At 61.6% G+C, this 15788-nt stretch carries 16 protein-coding genes; 13 read left to right on the top strand and 3 right to left on the bottom strand.

Annotated elements, in window-relative coordinates:
• Positions 1-296 precede the first annotated feature (296 nt).
• On the bottom strand, positions 297-563 hold the full coding sequence (locus FIV03_RS13370; RefSeq protein WP_022998083.1) for an accessory factor UbiK family protein: 267 nt from the start codon (positions 561-563) through the stop codon (positions 297-299).
• 253 nt (positions 564-816) lie between these two features.
• Here FIV03_RS13370 and lgt point away from each other — a divergent pair, with 253 nt between their 5' ends.
• The 11 genes from lgt to FIV03_RS13315 all read left to right on the top strand — a co-directional run bounded on the left by lgt (position 817) and on the right by FIV03_RS13315 (position 12854).
• Positions 817-1632, top strand: a complete 816-nt coding sequence (gene lgt / locus FIV03_RS13365; protein WP_152511924.1) for a prolipoprotein diacylglyceryl transferase — start codon at positions 817-819, stop codon at positions 1630-1632.
• Positions 1629-2717: a class I SAM-dependent methyltransferase gene (locus FIV03_RS13360; RefSeq protein WP_152509887.1), complete on the top strand. Its 1089-nt coding sequence runs from the start codon at positions 1629-1631 to the stop codon at positions 2715-2717. Before lgt ends, FIV03_RS13360 begins: the two co-directional genes overlap by 4 nt.
• Positions 2718-2773: 56 nt before the next feature.
• Positions 2774-3538: a peptidoglycan editing factor PgeF gene (gene pgeF / locus FIV03_RS13355; RefSeq protein ID WP_152509886.1), complete on the top strand. Its 765-nt coding sequence runs from the start codon at positions 2774-2776 to the stop codon at positions 3536-3538.
• Positions 3539-3547: 9 nt separating this feature from the next.
• Positions 3548-4705 (top strand): Xaa-Pro peptidase family protein, encoded by a 1158-nt coding sequence (locus FIV03_RS13350; RefSeq protein WP_152509885.1) that lies wholly within the window; start codon positions 3548-3550, stop codon positions 4703-4705.
• Positions 4706-4796: 91 nt separating this feature from the next.
• Positions 4797-5318: a hypothetical protein gene (locus FIV03_RS13345; RefSeq protein ID WP_152509884.1), complete on the top strand. Its 522-nt coding sequence runs from the start codon at positions 4797-4799 to the stop codon at positions 5316-5318.
• 239 nt (positions 5319-5557) lie between these two features.
• Positions 5558-6490, top strand: a complete 933-nt coding sequence (locus tag FIV03_RS13340; protein WP_031268253.1) for a ribose-phosphate pyrophosphokinase — start codon at positions 5558-5560, stop codon at positions 6488-6490.
• 391 nt (positions 6491-6881) lie between these two features.
• On the top strand, positions 6882-7889 hold the full coding sequence (locus tag FIV03_RS13335; RefSeq protein WP_031268255.1) for a BMP family protein: 1008 nt from the start codon (positions 6882-6884) through the stop codon (positions 7887-7889).
• Between the two features lie 95 nt (positions 7890-7984).
• Positions 7985-9532, top strand: coding sequence for an ABC transporter ATP-binding protein (locus FIV03_RS13330; RefSeq protein WP_152509883.1), 1548 nt, complete (start codon positions 7985-7987; stop codon positions 9530-9532).
• Positions 9529-10611 carry an ABC transporter permease gene (locus FIV03_RS13325; RefSeq protein WP_062487649.1) on the top strand — a complete coding sequence of 361 codons (1083 nt, stop codon included), beginning with the start codon at positions 9529-9531 and terminating at the stop codon, positions 10609-10611. Before FIV03_RS13330 ends, FIV03_RS13325 begins: the two co-directional genes overlap by 4 nt.
• Positions 10608-11552, top strand: a complete 945-nt coding sequence (locus FIV03_RS13320; RefSeq protein WP_152509882.1) for an ABC transporter permease — start codon at positions 10608-10610, stop codon at positions 11550-11552. The genes FIV03_RS13325 and FIV03_RS13320 overlap by 4 nt, the downstream gene beginning before the upstream one ends.
• Before the next feature lie 9 nt (positions 11553-11561).
• Positions 11562-12854, top strand: coding sequence for an amidohydrolase family protein (locus tag FIV03_RS13315; RefSeq protein WP_152509881.1), 1293 nt, complete (start codon positions 11562-11564; stop codon positions 12852-12854).
• A 184-nt stretch (positions 12855-13038) separates the two neighbouring features.
• Here FIV03_RS13315 and FIV03_RS13310 read toward each other — a convergent pair whose 3' ends face one another.
• Complete coding sequence (locus FIV03_RS13310; protein WP_152509880.1) at positions 13039-13809, bottom strand: hypothetical protein; 771 nt, start codon at positions 13807-13809, stop codon at positions 13039-13041.
• Between the two features lie 87 nt (positions 13810-13896).
• Between FIV03_RS13310 and FIV03_RS13305 the strand changes: the two genes are divergently transcribed.
• Together FIV03_RS13305 and FIV03_RS13300 are read left to right on the top strand one after the other, a co-directional pair.
• Positions 13897-14463 (top strand): MarR family transcriptional regulator, encoded by a 567-nt coding sequence (locus tag FIV03_RS13305; RefSeq protein ID WP_152509879.1) that lies wholly within the window; start codon positions 13897-13899, stop codon positions 14461-14463.
• The gene (locus FIV03_RS13300; RefSeq protein ID WP_152509878.1) at positions 14460-15146 is read left to right on the top strand and encodes an MOSC domain-containing protein; all 687 of its coding nucleotides are present in this window, start codon (positions 14460-14462) and stop codon (positions 15144-15146) included. The genes FIV03_RS13305 and FIV03_RS13300 overlap by 4 nt, the downstream gene beginning before the upstream one ends.
• A gap of 1 nt (position 15147) precedes the next feature.
• Here the strand turns inward: FIV03_RS13300 and FIV03_RS13295 are convergent, their stop codons facing one another.
• Positions 15148-15495, bottom strand: a complete 348-nt coding sequence (locus tag FIV03_RS13295; protein ID WP_022998098.1) for a hypothetical protein — start codon at positions 15493-15495, stop codon at positions 15148-15150.
• Between the last annotated feature and the right edge of the window lie 293 nt (positions 15496-15788).

Here is a 15788-nt window from a genome sequence, read left to right as displayed (position 1 = left end):
GGCGGGCCGCCGGGAAAAGTCCCATGCCGGAGGAGCAAAACGCGTCCTGTTACGGCCCTTTAGAAGGGAACCGGTTCCGTCTTGCTCCGACGAATCCCTGTTATCTTTCAGTATAGGAGCAGGATTGATTTAAGCGATACATACCAATTGAGCGAAAAAAGCCGAAACTTGTGGACGACTCAGCGGTATTTTTCATCACACTGCCCAAAATCAACGCAAACCCGCCATGTTCACGCGTCGTAATTCTGTCATCAACTATTAACAGAAAACGCTCACATCGACGTCAACAAATCGGGTTAAGCGTCTCCAGCAGCGCCGGATTCCGGATTTTCGAGTTTGGCGATCCGCGATTCGAGCTCGTCGATCCGGTCCAGAGCGCGCACTGCCATCTCTTTGACCGCTTCGTGCTCTTCGCGCGAAACCACGTCCATGTCGGACAGGAAACGCTCGGCCTGCGCACGGAAGGCGGTCTCCACCTCGCGGCGAGCACCCTGGGCAACACCGGCGGCATCGGTCATCAGCTTGGCAAAATCATCGAGAAGACGGTTCGGGCCTTGGGTCATCGGACCCTCCTTGATCGGAAAAACATGCGATGGGAGACAGGTATGAGGGAATGGCGGGAACTTCAAGGACCAATTCCGCCGCAGCCGAATTCACAATCAATAGGAGTAATCTCCCGAACCCTCCTGCGGGTAGCGCCCCACCAGCCTGACAAACCCGTGTCGGCTTGACGAGGCGGACAAGATCGCGCAAGCGTTCAGCCCGAAACCCGCCCGCGCACCATCGGAAGGTTCTGCCGTGCCGCCTGTTCTGGTTATGCCCTTTCCCGCAATCGATCCTGTACTCGTCGAATTCGGGCCCTTTGCCCTGCGCTGGTACGCGCTTGCCTATATCGTCGGCATACTGCTGGCCTGGCGCTACATGCGTCTGCTGGTGGCCAACGACCGGCTGTGGGGTGGTACTGCCCGTCCCACACAGCTCGAGATCGACGACTTCGTGCTGTGGGGAACGCTCGGTATCATCATCGGTGGGCGCCTCGGCTACGTGCTGTTCTACAATCCGGCCTATTACTTCGCCCACCCGGCCGAAGCGCTCGAGATATGGACCGGTGGCATGTCCTTCCACGGCGGCTTTGCCGGCACCGTCATCGCGATGATCCTGTTTGCCTGGAAACGCGGCCTGTCGATCTGGACCCTGTTCGACCTTGCCGGTTGCGCTGCCCCAATCGGCCTGTTCTTCGGCCGTATCGCCAATTTCATCAATTCCGAGCTCTGGGGCCGGCCGACGGATGTACCCTGGGCCGTGGTGTTTCCGAACGGCGGACCGGATCCCCGTCATCCAAGCCAGCTCTATGAAGCCGCGCTCGAAGGCATCGTGCTGTTTCTGGTTCTGATGGTGCTCAGCCGGCGCTTCAAGCTTTTGCAAAAGCCCGGCTTTCTTGCCGGTGCCTTTGCCTTCGGCTACGGCATCGCCCGGTCGATAGCAGAACTCTACAGGGTACCGGATGCCCACATCGGCTATCTGAGCGGTTTTCTCACCATGGGCATACTCCTGTCCGTACCGATGATCCTGGCGGGTCTCGCAACCATGATCTGGGCCGCCCGGCGCCGGACCGGAGCAACCGCGGCGTGACGGGACTGAAAGACAGGATCAAGGCACGGATCGAAACCGAGGGCCCGCTTTCGGTCGCACAATACATGTCCGTTTGCCTCGGGGACCCGGACGCCGGCTACTACATGACGCGCGAACCGTTCGGCACCGCAGGCGATTTCGTCACAGCGCCGGAAGTCAGCCAGATGTTCGGCGAACTCGTCGGGGCAGCCTGCCTGTCCGCCTGGCAGGCACTGGGCGAGCCCGCGGAATTTCAGCTCGTCGAACTTGGGCCCGGTCGCGGCACGCTGATGTCCGACCTCCTGCGGATGGCAGCCCTGCGTCCAGCCTTTGTGAACGCGGCTCGCCTGAACCTGGTTGAGACCAGCCAGCGCCTGAGGGACATGCAGTCAGCGGCTTTGAGGCGCGGTCCGTTGAAACCGCAGTTTCACGACCGGTTCCAGGACGTTCCGGACGGTCCGCTGATCCTGGTTGCCAACGAGTTTTTCGACGCCTTGCCAATCCATCAGTTCGTCAAGACCGAACACGGCTGGCAGGAACGCCAGATCGGGCTGTCGCAGCACGGAGAGCTGATCTTCGGTGTTGGCACCGCCCGTCTGCCCGATGACGCTGTGCCCGCTGGCCTTTCCACTGCACCGGACGGCACGATCTTCGAAACCCAGCCCGCAGCCAATGCGATCGCCGAAGAAATCGGCCAAAGGATTGCAGACAATGGCGGTGCAGCACTCGTCATTGACTACGGCTATCTGAAGACTGCTGCCGGCGACACGCTGCAAGCACTTTACAGGCACGCCTATGACGACGTCCTGGCTCATCCGGGAGAAGCGGATCTGACCGCCCATGTCAATTTCGAGGCATTGGCGGCGGCGGCTGTCCGGGCAGGTGCCCGCGCTCTTGCGCCGCTGACCCAGGGTGAATTCCTGCTTCGCACCGGTCTTCTGGAACGGGCAGGTGCCCTTGGTGCGGGCAAAACCCACAGCGAACAGGAGGCGATCCGCGATGCCGTCGAACGGCTGGCCGCGCCTGACCAGATGGGGGATCTTTTCAAGGTGCTCGCTGTGACGAATTCCGGAAATTCGTTTCCCCCGTTTGACAGTGCGTCCTGAACACCCCAAGGATCAGTCGCTGGCGTGGCGAATCCCCTCCCCCTCAGGAGCCCTGAATGAAAATTGAAGCAGACGTCTTGAAGCTGGATGGCATCCGGCACGGCTTCTTCACCCGCCAGGGCGGCGTTTCCGGCGGCATCTACACCAGCCTCAACATCGGTCTCGGTTCCGACGATGAGCGCAGCAGCGTTCTTGAAAACCGCGGACGTGTTGCCGACCAGCTCGGCATTGGTGCCGATCGCCTGGTGTCCCCCTATCAGATCCACTCCGCCGACGTGATCACCGTCAGCGCGCCGTTCGCACAGGATGCGGACCGCAAGGCCGATGCCCTGGTCACGGCCACACCGGGCCTTGCCATAGGCATCGCCACGGCCGATTGCGGCCCGCTTCTGTTTGCGGATACCAAGGCGGGTGTCATCGGCGCTGCTCATTCGGGCTGGAAAGGCGCCGTTACCGGCATCTTGCAGAATACGGTTGCCGCCATGGAGGCTCTCGGCGCGACCAGAACCAACATCACGGCGGTGCTGGGTCCGACGATTTCGCAGGGCGCCTATGAGGTCGGCCCCGAATTCAAGGAACGTTTCCTTCAGGAGCACCCGGACAACACCCGCTACTTCAAGCCTTCGGAACGGGCAGAGCACTTCATGTTCGACCTGCCCGCCTTCATTACGGACAAGCTGCAGGCTCTTGGACTGGGGGCCGTTGCCGACCTGGCACTGTGCACCTATGCCGATGAAGACCGCTTCTTCTCCTACCGCCGGACGACCCATCGCAAGGAACCGGACTACGGCCGCCAGATCAGCGCGATTGCACTTTTGTGAGGACCACCCATGGCACTTCATTTTTCCGATGCCGAGTTTGAAAGCCGCTTTGACAAGCTGAAAGCCGCCATGGAGGCGCAGAAGCTGGATGCCATGCTGCTCTTCGCCCAGGAGAGCATGTACTGGCTGACCGGCTACGACACCTTCGGTTTCTGCTTCTTCCAGTGCCTCGTGGTGACGAAGGAAGGACGCCGGGTGCTCCTCACCCGATCTGCCGACGAGCGCCAGGCCAAGCACACCTCGAACATCGAGGACATCCGCATCTGGATCGACCGCGGCTCCGCCAGCCCGGTGCTGCAGTTGAAGGAACTGCTGTTCGACATGGACCTGCTCGGCTGCAAGCTGGGCGTTGAATACGACACACAGGGCATGACCGGCAAAATAGCCCTGAAGCTGAACGAGGAACTCGCAAGTTTCGCCGATGTCAGCGATGCCTCGCCCCTGATCCCCGAACTTCGTGCGGTGAAAAGCGCCGAGGAAATCGTTTATGTTCGCAAGGCCGCGGAGCTGGCGGACAAGGCCTTTTATGCGGCAATGGATGAAATCCACCCCGGAGCCGACGAGGGCCGCATCCTGGCTGCGATGCAGGGAGCCATTTTTGAAGGTGGCGGCGATTACCCCGGCAACGAGTTCATCATCGGCTCCGACCGCGATGCTCTCCTGTGCCGTTACAAGGCAGGTCGCCGGAACCTGTCCGAACAGGACCAGCTGACACTGGAATGGGCAGGCGCCTACCGCCACTACCATGCCGCACTGATGCGCACGGTGGTGATCGGCACGCCGACGGACAGGCATCTGGAGATGTACACCGCCGCACGTGAAGCACTGGCCGCCGTCGAAACACAGCTCGTTCCCGGCAAGACTTTCGGCGATGTTTTCGACGCTCATGCGGAACGGGTGGACGCTCATGGCCTGATGCCGCACCGGCTGAACGCCTGCGGTTATTCACTCGGTGCCAGGTTCACGCCAAGCTGGATGGACATGCCCATGGCGTACCGGGCCAATCCGGCCGAGGTAAAGCCCGACATGGTCATCTTCATGCATATGATCCTGATGGATTCCAACTCCGGAACCGCCATGACCCTCGGCCAGACCTATCTGACCACGACCGGAACGCCAGAGTGCTTGTCCAAGCTGCCTCTCGACCTGCCGGTCAAGTCAGGCTAAACCAGTTTCAACCTTGCGGCCCGGTTTGCGTTTCGCGTTTCCGGCAGGGCCGCTGCCACGACGATATCGACCGCGAGAGCCAAGCGTCTCCATGACAGACAAGACCACCCAACAATCCATTTCTTCCCGGCGCCTGTTGGCGGTTCTACTGCTTGGAGCGGGGCTTGCAGCCTGTCAGGCTGCTCCGCAGCCCCCTACTCCGATCTCGACCACTGTCACCGCGCCGACGATCGCCGGTCAGGTCGACCCGGAAGAAGGCATCACTTTCGCGTTCGAACCGTTTACCGGTGCACCGGGCAACATTGCCGACGAGCTGTCCGAAATGATCGGCTCCGAAGCCCGCAAACAGGGCATCACGCTGGTACGCCGCACCGGCGCGGCCGCTACCTACCGGGTCAATGGCTATCTGTCGGCCACCGGGCAGCCTTCCAATGGCACGGTCTTCTACGTTTTCGACATCGTCGACAGCTCTGGTCGCCGGGTGAAGCGAATCTCCGGAACGGAAGATACCGGCGGAGCCTCGGGCGACCCATGGCAGGCTGTCAGCTCCGGCACGCTGTCGCGCATTGCCAATCGCTCGATGGTGGAAATCAAGGCCTGGCTCAACCGATAATGAATTGCTTTGCCGGGTAATTCCGGCGTGGCGTCACAAAAAATAAAAAAAAGCGGGCGTCAGGCACGAACGCCTGTTGTGGTCCGGTTGCTTGGTTGTTACAACGCCGCCGCCTGCCGAGGGTTTCCGAGCGAGGCTCCCGGCACCCGGCACATGACTTAAGACCTAGGCCTTTCCGCGTGTTTGCAAGGCACAACCTGTCTGCAAAACCGCCGTCGCACCAGAAGGACTTGCGGCTCATGAAGATCGTCGCGGGCAATTCCAACCGAGCCCTGGCTGAGGAAATATCCAAATATCTGGATGCCCCTCTCGCCAAATGCCAGGTCCGGCGGTTTGCCGACCAGGAAATCTTCGTAGAAATCCAGGAAAACGTACGCGGCGAAGATGTATTCGTCGTCCAGCCGACCAGCTACCCGGCAAACGACCACCTGATGGAGCTGCTCATCATCATCGATGCGCTCCGCCGGTCCTCTGCCCGCCGCATCACCGCGGTCATTCCGTATTTCGGCTACGCCCGGCAGGATCGCCGCGCATCCGGCCGAACCCCGATCTCGGCAAAGCTGGTGGCCAATCTCATTACCGAAGCCGGTGCCGACCGCATTCTAACCCTGGATCTCCACGCCGGTCAGATCCAGGGTTTTTTCGATATCCCGACAGACAACCTGTTCGCAGCGCCCGTCATGACGCGCGACATCAAGGAACGCTACGCGACCGACAATGTCATGGTCGTGTCTCCGGATGTCGGCGGCGTGGTGCGCGCCCGCGCACTTGCCAAACGCATCGAAGCTCCGCTCTCCATCGTCGACAAGCGTCGCGACAAGCCCGGGGAATCGGAAGTCATGAACATCATCGGTGACGTCAAGGGCTATGACTGCATCCTGGTCGACGACATCGTCGACAGTGGCGGCACGCTCTGCAACGCTGCCGAAGCCCTGTTGTCCAAGGGCGCACAGTCGGTAACGGCCTATATCACTCACGGCGTTCTGTCCGGTGGTGCCGTCGCCCGCGTGACCTCTTCCAAGCTGAAGGAGCTGGTCATCACCAACTCCATCGAACCGACTGCCGCCATCACGGCTGCAGCCAACATCCGTGCAATCTCGATTGCCCCGCTGATCGGAGAAGCAATCAACCGCACGGCACTGGAAAAGTCGGTTTCCAGTCTCTTCAGCTGATCGCCGAAACAGTCGACTGCTCATGACGCCCGGCCCATGCCGGGCGTTTTTGCGTTCAGGCCATATCTTTCTGCGAAACTTGCCTTTTCCAAGATTGCCGTATTGCCCGCTGCCGTAAAATTGGGCCCAGGCCCGACCCGGCAGGAGGGAATCGGAGCTGGAAGCCGGCCCCCACAGGTTTTGCAGCCGGGACCTTGTAACCGCCCCTTCAGGCCACATTCACGCCAACACCGAACGGGTAGTTTCCACCCCTCACAACCAGTCCGCGCCAAGCTTCACAAATTTTCCCAATTGTTCAAAAAATTTGCCGCCGAAGCTCCTGCCTAGCTTGTGAGCACGCATATTTTGTGGTCATCTAAGTCTGCACAAGGTCTTTTCCAGGGGATTTCAGATGCTCACTTCCAAACCATTTTCCAGGGCCCGCAGGGCCATGTTGACGGCCGCTCTGGCTGTCACAGTATCGGCAGGACTGTCCGTTCCTTCCGCCAATGCCGCCGACCCGGTCAAGGTCGCAGCGATCTACACCGTTCCGGTCGAACAGCAGTGGGTCAGCCGCATCGACAAGGCGCTGAAAGCCGCCCAGGAACGCGGCGAAATCACCTACACCTTCTCCGAAAACGTTGCCAACACCGACTATGAGCGTGTCATGCGCGAATACGCCGAACAGGGCATGGATCTGGTGGTTGGCGAAGCATTCGCCGTCGAGCGCGCCGCCCGCAAGGTGGCTGCAGAATATCCGGACACGGCTTTCCTGATGGGGTCGTCCTTCGGACCGGCTCAGCCGAACTTTGCCGTCTTCGACAACTGGATCCATGAGCCGAGCTATCTCTCCGGCATGATCGCCGGCGCCACCACCAAGTCGAATGTCATCGGCATGGTCGGCGGCTACGCCATTCCGGAAGTGAACCGCCTGATGAACGCCTTCATGGAAGGCGCAACCTCCGTGAACCCGGACGTGAAGTTCCTCGTGACCTTCATCAACTCCTGGTACGACCCGCCCAAGGCCAAGGAAGCTGCCTTCGCGATGATCGACAAGGGTGCGGACATTCTCTACGCAGAGCGCTTCGGCGTTTCCGATGCGGCCAAGGAAAAAGGCATTCTGGCGATCGGCAACGTGATCGACACGGCAAGCGACTATCCGGGCACCATCCTGTCCTCCGCGCTGTGGCACATGGAACCGACCATCGACAAGGCGATCGGCCTTGTTGCCAGCGACACCTTTGAACCCGCCGATTTCGGCCCCTACAGCTTCATGTCCTACGGCGGAGGCAGCTTCGTTGTTGACGAAAGCCTTGCTCCTGCCGACGCGGTTTCCGCGGCAAAGGCCAAGGAGCAGGAAATCCTCGACGGCCTGTTCCGCGTCAATGTGAACGACAGCGAACCGAAATCCACCATGTAGGCTTTCGCCTGCCACGTCCGGCGGTCACAATGACCGCCGGCGATTCCCGGCCGCGGGGTCAAGCGCGGCATTCATTCTTTTCCCGGGGGGATCATATGGCAGGTCCGGCACAGGACGCTGGTGTCGTGCTGCGATTGGACGGCATCACCAAGCGCTTCGGCGCTCTGACGGCCAATGGCGACGTATCGCTCGATTTGAAACAGGGCGAGATCCTTGCCCTTCTCGGCGAGAACGGCGCCGGCAAGACCACCTTGATGAACATCCTTTTCGGGCACTACGTGGCCGACGAAGGCCGGGTCATGGTTTCGCCGGACGGCTCCGGCTTGAGCGAACTGGAACCAGGCTCGCCGTATGCCGCACTCCAGGCCGGCATTGGCATGGTGCACCAGCACTTCACCCTTGCCGAAAACCTGAGCGCGCTCGACAACATCCTTCTGGGCACGGAACGGCTTGCCGCGCTTTCCTCTTCCCGGGCGCCTGCCCGCCGCAAACTGGAAGAGCTGATGGCCCGCTCCGGCCTGACGGTTTCCCTCGACGCCCGCATTTCCCAGCTTTCCGTCGGCGAAAAACAGCGGGTGGAAATCCTGAAGGCTCTCTACCGCGATGCCCGCGTGCTGGTTCTGGACGAACCGACCGCTGTGCTGACGCCCCAGGAATCCGACACTCTGTTCGCGACCTTGAAAAAGCTGGCCGACGACGGGCTCGGCATCATCTTCATCTCGCACAAGCTGGCGGAAGTCCTTGCCTCTTCGCACCGGGTCGCCGTGCTGCGCGGTGGCCGCAAGGTCGCCGACCTGCCGACAGCGGAATGCGACCGGCGAAAGCTGGCCGAGTTGATGGTCGGCCATGCAATTGTCGAGACAATGCGGTCCCCAGGCACACCGGGCGCACCGCTTTTCGTCTTGAACAAGGCTTCCGCCGGACATGGCCGCGATGCCTTGCACGCGGTCGATCTCACGCTGAAATCCGGCGAAATCCTCGGCATTGCCGGGGTTTCGGGCAACGGCCAGACGACGCTTGCACGGGTCATTTCCGGTCTGGAACCGCTCACCCAAGGATCCATGACGCTGGAAGGCACGGTGATCGGCCACGCAAGTGCCCGAACCATGATCGACAACGGCCTTGCCCGCATTCCCGAAGACCGTCACCACGACGGCATTGTCGGGGCGATGAGCGTTTCGGAAAATCTTGCCATCGAAGCCATTCGCAAACCGGAAAACCAGCGCCTTGGTCTGCTGCGGTTTTCCGCCATGCGGGAGCGGGCGCGCAACCTGATCAAGGCCTACGATATCCGGTGTCAGAGCGAGGACAGTCCGGCGCGGCTGTTGTCCGGTGGCAATATCCAGAAGATCGTGCTGGCCAGAACCCTTGAAACCGTTCCAAAGGTGGTGCTGGCCGCCCAGCCGTCGCGCGGGCTGGATGTCGGCGCCACGTCCGATGTTCACAAGCGCCTGCTGGCGGCTCGCGACCGCGGGGCCGGTGTCATCCTGATCTCGGAGGATCTCGACGAACTCATGCGCCTTTCCGACAGGATCGCCGTGATCCACCGCGGACATCTGTCCGCAGCAGAACCGAGCGAGACGCTGGACCGCGGCTCTCTCGGCCTCAGGATGGCCGGCCACAATGCGGAGGACGCAGCATGATCCGCTTCGAACCGCGTGGCCCCTCCTCCGTTTCCCGTATGCTGGGCGTATCGATCGCCGCCGCCGTTGCCGCGCTGGTGCTTGCCGCCATCCCCATGGCCTTTGCGGGCCTGTCGGTGTTCGAGGCCTACAGCCTCATGGCCAAGGGCGCCTTCGGCTCACTCTTTGCCTTCACCGAAATGCTGACAAGGGCGACACCGCTGATCCTCACCGGCCTGGCGGCTGCCGTCGCCTTCCGGGCAAAGCTCTGGAACATCGGCGCGGAAGGCCAGCTTTATGCCGGCGCACTTGCGGCGGTTGCCGTCGGCACCGGTGTCATTTCCGCACCGCCCTACCTTCTCATTCCCATGGTGATCGTTGCCGGCGCGCTCGCCGGCGGGCTGGTCATGCTTGGTCCAACCCTTTTGAAAACCCGGCTTGGCGTCGATGAAGTCGTCACCACCTTGCTGCTGAACTTCATCATCCTGCTTTTCGTGCAGATGATGCTGGAAGGCCCGATGAAGGACCCCATGGGCATGGGCTGGCCACAATCGGAACCCATTCTCGATGAAGCGGCCCTACCCAAGCTGATGGACCGGATGCGCATTCACTGGGGCCTTGTCATCGCCCTCGTTTCGTCGCTCGGCGTCTATTTCCTCTTGAAACGCACCGTCTGGGGTTTCGAAATCCGCGCGGTCGGCGAGAACGCGGCCGCCGCCCGCCACGCCGGTATTCCGGTCACGGCAACCTTCATCCGCGTCGGTCTTCTGTCCGGCGCGCTGGCAGGGCTTGCCGGCGTCGGCGAAGTTGCCGGTCTGAAGGGCTATCTGACCGCTGACCTTTCGCCCGGTTTCGGCTATTCCGGCATCGTTGTCGCCATGCTTGCCGGGCTTTCCCCGGCCGGTGTCGTTCTGGCGGCTCTCTTCATCGCGAGCATCTTTGTAGGGGCCGATTCCATGTCCCGTGCCACCGGCGTCTCCAACTATCTGGCGGACCTGATCGTCGCCATGGCGCTGCTGTGCGTCCTGGTCTCCGGTCTTTTCCTGCGCTTCAAGATCCGCTTCGTCGGCAGCCAGGCAAACCCGGAGGCAGCAGAATGACCGAAGTCCTCGACATTCTCATCTCCGCCAACTTCTGGGCCGCCGCGCTCCGCATCGCGACCCCGCTGATCTTCGGTGTCATCGGAGCGCTTGTTTGCGAACGTGCCGGCGTCCTCAACCTCGGCATCGAAGGCATTTTCACAGCCGGCGCCATGGCCGGCTGGATGGCGGTCTGGCTTGGCGCAGGCCTGTGGGGCGGCGTTCTGGTCGCGGCGATGGCCGGCGCCTTCTTCGGACTGATCCACGCCATTCTGACCGTGCCTCTCGGGCTCTCGCAGCATGTCTCGGGCATTGGCGTGACGCTGTTTGCCACCTCGCTCAGTTATTTCATCTACCGGACGGCCCTGCCGGATGTCTCGTCACCGCCCCGGATCGAGGCTTTCAAGCCGCTCGACATTCCGGGCCTGAGCGACCTGCCGTTCCTCGGGCCGGCCCTGTTCCAACAAACGCCCCTGACCTTCCTCGCCCTGCTGTTGGTCGCGGTTACGGCCTATGTGCTCTACCGGACCCCGCTCGGCCTGGCCATTCAGGCGGTCGGCGACAATCCGGCTGCCGTGGAATCACAGGGCCTCTCCGTTTATGCGATCCGCATCGGGACTGTGGTTGCCGGCTCCGCGATCATGGCGCTCGGCGGCGCGTTCCTGACCATGTCGGCCTTCGACGCGTTTTTCTTCGGCATGGTCAACGGCCGTGGCTGGATCTGCATCGCCCTGACGGTGTTCGCCTCCTGGCGACCCGGCAAGGCCCTGATCGGCGCTCTGCTCTTCGGGGCTTTTGATGCCTTCCAGGTGCGTCTTCAGACCGAGGTCGGCAGCTTCATTCCCGGCCAGGTGTTCCTGATGATGCCGTATCTGCTTTCCATCGCCGCGCTGATTGTCGTTGCCCGCCGGGCAGACTATCCAAGGGCTCTTCTTGTGCCCTACTTCCGTGGTCAACGCTGAGACAATTCCATGAGTTTCGATCTCCTCGTCAAGAACGCCAACCTGCCAGACGGCCGCCACGGCCTCGACATTGCCTGCCGGAACGGCCGTATCGAGGCTGTGGAAGCCGGGATCACGGCGGACGCCGGCCAGGTGATCGATGCTGGCGGACACCTTGTTTCCCCGCCGTTTGTCGACAGCCACTTCCACATGGATGCGACGCTGTCGCTCGGCCTGCCGCGCATGAACCGCAGCGGCACGCTGCTGGAAGGCATCGCGCTTTGGGGAGAACTGAAGGAGATCCTGACGGTAGATGCCGTTGTCGAGCGGGCCCTCAGATATTGCGATCTGGCCGTCTCGCAGGGACTGCTGGCAATCCGCACCCATGTGGATGTCTGCGACGACAAGCTGACCGGCGTCAAAGGCCTGCTGGAAGTGCGCGAGAAGGTGAAGGACTACATCGACCTGCAACTGGTCGCCTTCCCCCAGGACGGGCTTTACCGCTCTGCCAGCGCCGAGAAGAACCTTCTGACGGCACTTGACATGGGCGTCGACGTCGTCGGCGGCATTCCGCATTTCGAACGCACCATGGACGACGGCGCCCGATCGGTCGCGCGGCTGTGCGAAATCGCGGCCGAACGCGGGCTGATGGTCGACATGCACTGCGACGAGACCGACGATCCGATGTCGCGCCATATCGAGACGCTCGCCTATCAGACCCAGCGCCTCGGGCTGCAGGGTCGCGTTGCCGGATCGCATCTGACGTCCATGCATTCCATGGACAATTACTACGTCTCCAAGCTGCTGCCGCTGATCGCCGAAGCGGAAGTGCATGCCATTGCGAACCCGCTGATCAACATCACGCTGCAGGGCCGCCACGACACGTATCCCAAGCGCCGCGGCCAGACCCGTGTTCCGGAGATGCGGTCCTACGGCATCAATGTCGCCTTCGGCCACGACTGCGTGATGGACCCCTGGTACTCGATGGGCTCCGGCGACATGCTGGAGGTCGCCTCCATGGGACTACACGTTGCCCAGATGACCAGCCGCGACGCCATCCGCTACTGCTACGACTGCGTCACCGCGCACCCGGCCAAGGCGATGAACCTGGAAGGGTACGGCCTGGACAAAGGCTGCAAGGCGGATTTCGTGCTGCTGCAGGCCCGCGACACGATCGAGGCCATTCGCCTGAAGGCAACGCGTCTTGCAGTCGTCAAGTCCGGCAAGGTGATCGCAACAACCCCGGCCCGGCAGGCGCAACTCACCCTCCCCGGACGTCCGGCCCAGGTCGACCCGGCCTCCTACGCTCCGCACGAGGGCTGACGGTCTTTCCAAGTTCGGCCCCTGCCCCTCGGAGCCCCCACACACTCCGTCATGCCATGGCTCGACCATGGCATCCATGCCGTTTCCCTGCCCCAGACACAACCTAGGGACCCGGCCCGGTCGCGGCATGGATTGCCGGGACAAGCCCGGCAATAACGCGGTGAGTGGTTGGTGCTGATACGGCTCAGTTCCCGGTCAATTTTCCCGGCAGGCTGAGATCGCCGGAGGCAACGTCGAAGACGTCGACGACGCACAGCAGTGGGGCGTGGACGTTCTGGTTCACCCGCAGGGCCGACGTGACGCCGTCATACGACAGGGGCTCAACAGTGCTTTCATCGGCAAAGGCCACGTTGAGGGTAATTTCCTCTGCCTCCAACACGGGTGAAAATCCAGGGCTGTCGATGTAGATCGGCAGGCCCGGCCAGGTGGCCGGCATCTTCGGGTTGGTGCCATCGGGAATATCCTGCACGGAGAGTGCGCCGGCACCGCAGGCCTCGTTCGGTGTCAGCACCACCCAGTGCGAGTGCCATTTCGCGCCATCGTTCAGAAGGTCGCCGTCGCCATCTTCATCAAAAAGCGGTGTGTCATCGAAATCCGGATGGCTGGTAGCCACCAGCGCAAGGATGCCGTCCCCCCCTTCAAACCCGACCGTTTCCGGCTTCAGTGACGTTGGCCAGACATAGGACTGCACCGGCGCCCCTGCGACCGCACCGTTTGCCTCCGGCACGCTCGCACCGGCCGTTCCCTTCAGTGTCATGTGGAAGGTTACGACACGCCCCTTGCGGTGCACATGGGCGGCCAGGATGTCGAAATTCGGGTCGATCTCCGGGTTGTCCGGCGACAGGATTGCTCCCGTCTGGTGAAGCGCATGACTGCCGCCTGCAAATGCCACAGTCGGCAGGGCAATTGCCGACACTCCGGCAATCAAAACAGCTTGGGAAATGGATTTGTACATCGGCTTTCTCCTTGATTGAGGATGCAACCTTATTAGTAGCGAGTCGAAACTATTGCAAATTTAATTTCGACTCGCTACATAGAGAGCATGTTTGCTCCAACCGATACACAGACCCTTCGCGACCTGATCGACCGGTTGACGCGTCTTGCCGCTGCCGAGGAATGGAACGGGCCTTTGAACCCGTCACAGTTTGCTGCGCTCAACTATCTTGCCCGGGCAAACCGCTTCTCACGCGCGCCCTCGCATGTCGCCGATTTTCTGGCAACGACTCGCGGCACGGCTTCGCAGACACTCAAGGCGCTTTCCCGCAAGGAGCTGATTGCCGAAACGCGCTCGGACGAAGACAAGCGCAGCATTCGTTATGACGTCACCCAGGCTGGTCGTGACCTGTTGCAGGACCCTTCGTCTCTGGAGAAAGTCATCGACGCCTTGCCGCCGGACGTCGCTGCGTCTCTGGCCTCGTCCCTGAAAGCACTTGTCCTGACGATGCTGCACCAGCGGGGTGGCCGCTCGTTCGGTCTCTGCCGCACCTGCCGCCATCACGAGGCAAGGGAAACGGGGGGCTATTGCCAGCTGCTCAACGTGCCGCTCTCGCCGGTCGATGCCGCACAGCTCTGCCACGAACACACACCAGCCGAAAGCCATCAGCCATGACCGCCAAAGCCCGTATCGTCTCCCTCTTCACCGGGGAACCAGAACACCGTTGGGAGGGCAAGGAGCCGTCTGCCATCCGAAAGACCCGCGCAGATGGTATCCTGCAGGTCACCTCCACCGGCATCACCACCGACCGTCAGGCGGATCTTTCCGTTCATGGCGGACCGGAAAAGGCACTGCATATCTATCCCTCGGAGCATTATGCCCACTGGCGGGACACCTTTCCGGAAAAGGCGGAAATCTATCAGCCAGGCGGTTTCGGCGAGAACATCGCTTCAGAAGGCTTTACCGAGGAAGACCTGTGCATCGGCGACATCCTGTCGGCGGGCACGGTCCGCATGCAGATTTCCCAGGGCCGGCAGCCCTGCTGGAAGCTGAACATGCATACAGACAACCCCACGCAGGCAGCCCATTTCCAGAAGACAGGCCGAACCGGCTGGTATTTCCGGGTGCTGCAGGAAGGGTCGTTTCAGGCAGGCGACGAGTTGACCGTCGTTGAACGCCCCTGCCCGGACTGGAACCTGCGCGAGGTCATCCACGCACGGTTCAACCCTCGGTTGGATCCGGCGGTGGCAAAGGCCCTGTCTGAACTCGAAGAGCTGGCTGAACCCTGGCGTGTCTCCTTCGCAAAAAAGGCCGATCCGGCCTTTCAGGAAGACACATCGAAAAGGCTCAACGGATAGGTCAGGCACCTTTCGGCGGCAGTGTCAAAGCATTGGCGATGGCAAGATCCAGCCAGTTTTGCAGAACTTCGTCGGTGCAATCGTCCTCACCGACGAAGAACATGCCACTCAACGTGCGCCCGCCCTGTACGATCGGTTCAGCACCCGGCAGTGCCAGCCCGGCAGCATGGCTGGACTTGCCAAGACGGAAGATGAAACGCCGTTCGCCCTCCCTGGTGCGGTCGGCACCCGCGATCATGTGGCCGTGCAGCAGAAAGCACATTGCGCCCATCATCCTTTTTTCGCTGATGCCTGCCCTGTTTCCAAGCGCCTCGCGCAAGCGGTCGTTGAGGTCTTCATCGATGGCCATTGGGTCGATTCTTTCAGACAGGGAAGGACAGGAAAACGGGTTCGGACAGCGGGAGACACAACCGCACAGAGGATCGCAGCCTCTTCCGGATGAGCCAATCGGTCAACCGGAAGGTTCAGCAAATCTGTGTTACAGACCGGTTTGCAGGTGACCAGCTTGAAATTTCCGCAGTTCCCTGCGACAAACGAGCGACTGCGGACTTGCACTTTCCTTGCGCTTTGGGTATATCCGCGCTCGCGCCTGCACCCCTGGAGGAGGCGCTTCTGGACCGATCCCGGACAACATGAGTCTTC

It is taken from the genome of Labrenzia sp. THAF187b, from assembly GCF_009363375.1.
Taxonomy (GTDB): Bacteria; Pseudomonadota; Alphaproteobacteria; order Rhizobiales; family Stappiaceae; genus Roseibium; species Roseibium algicola.
This window is presented reverse-complemented; position numbering and strand designations above follow the sequence as displayed.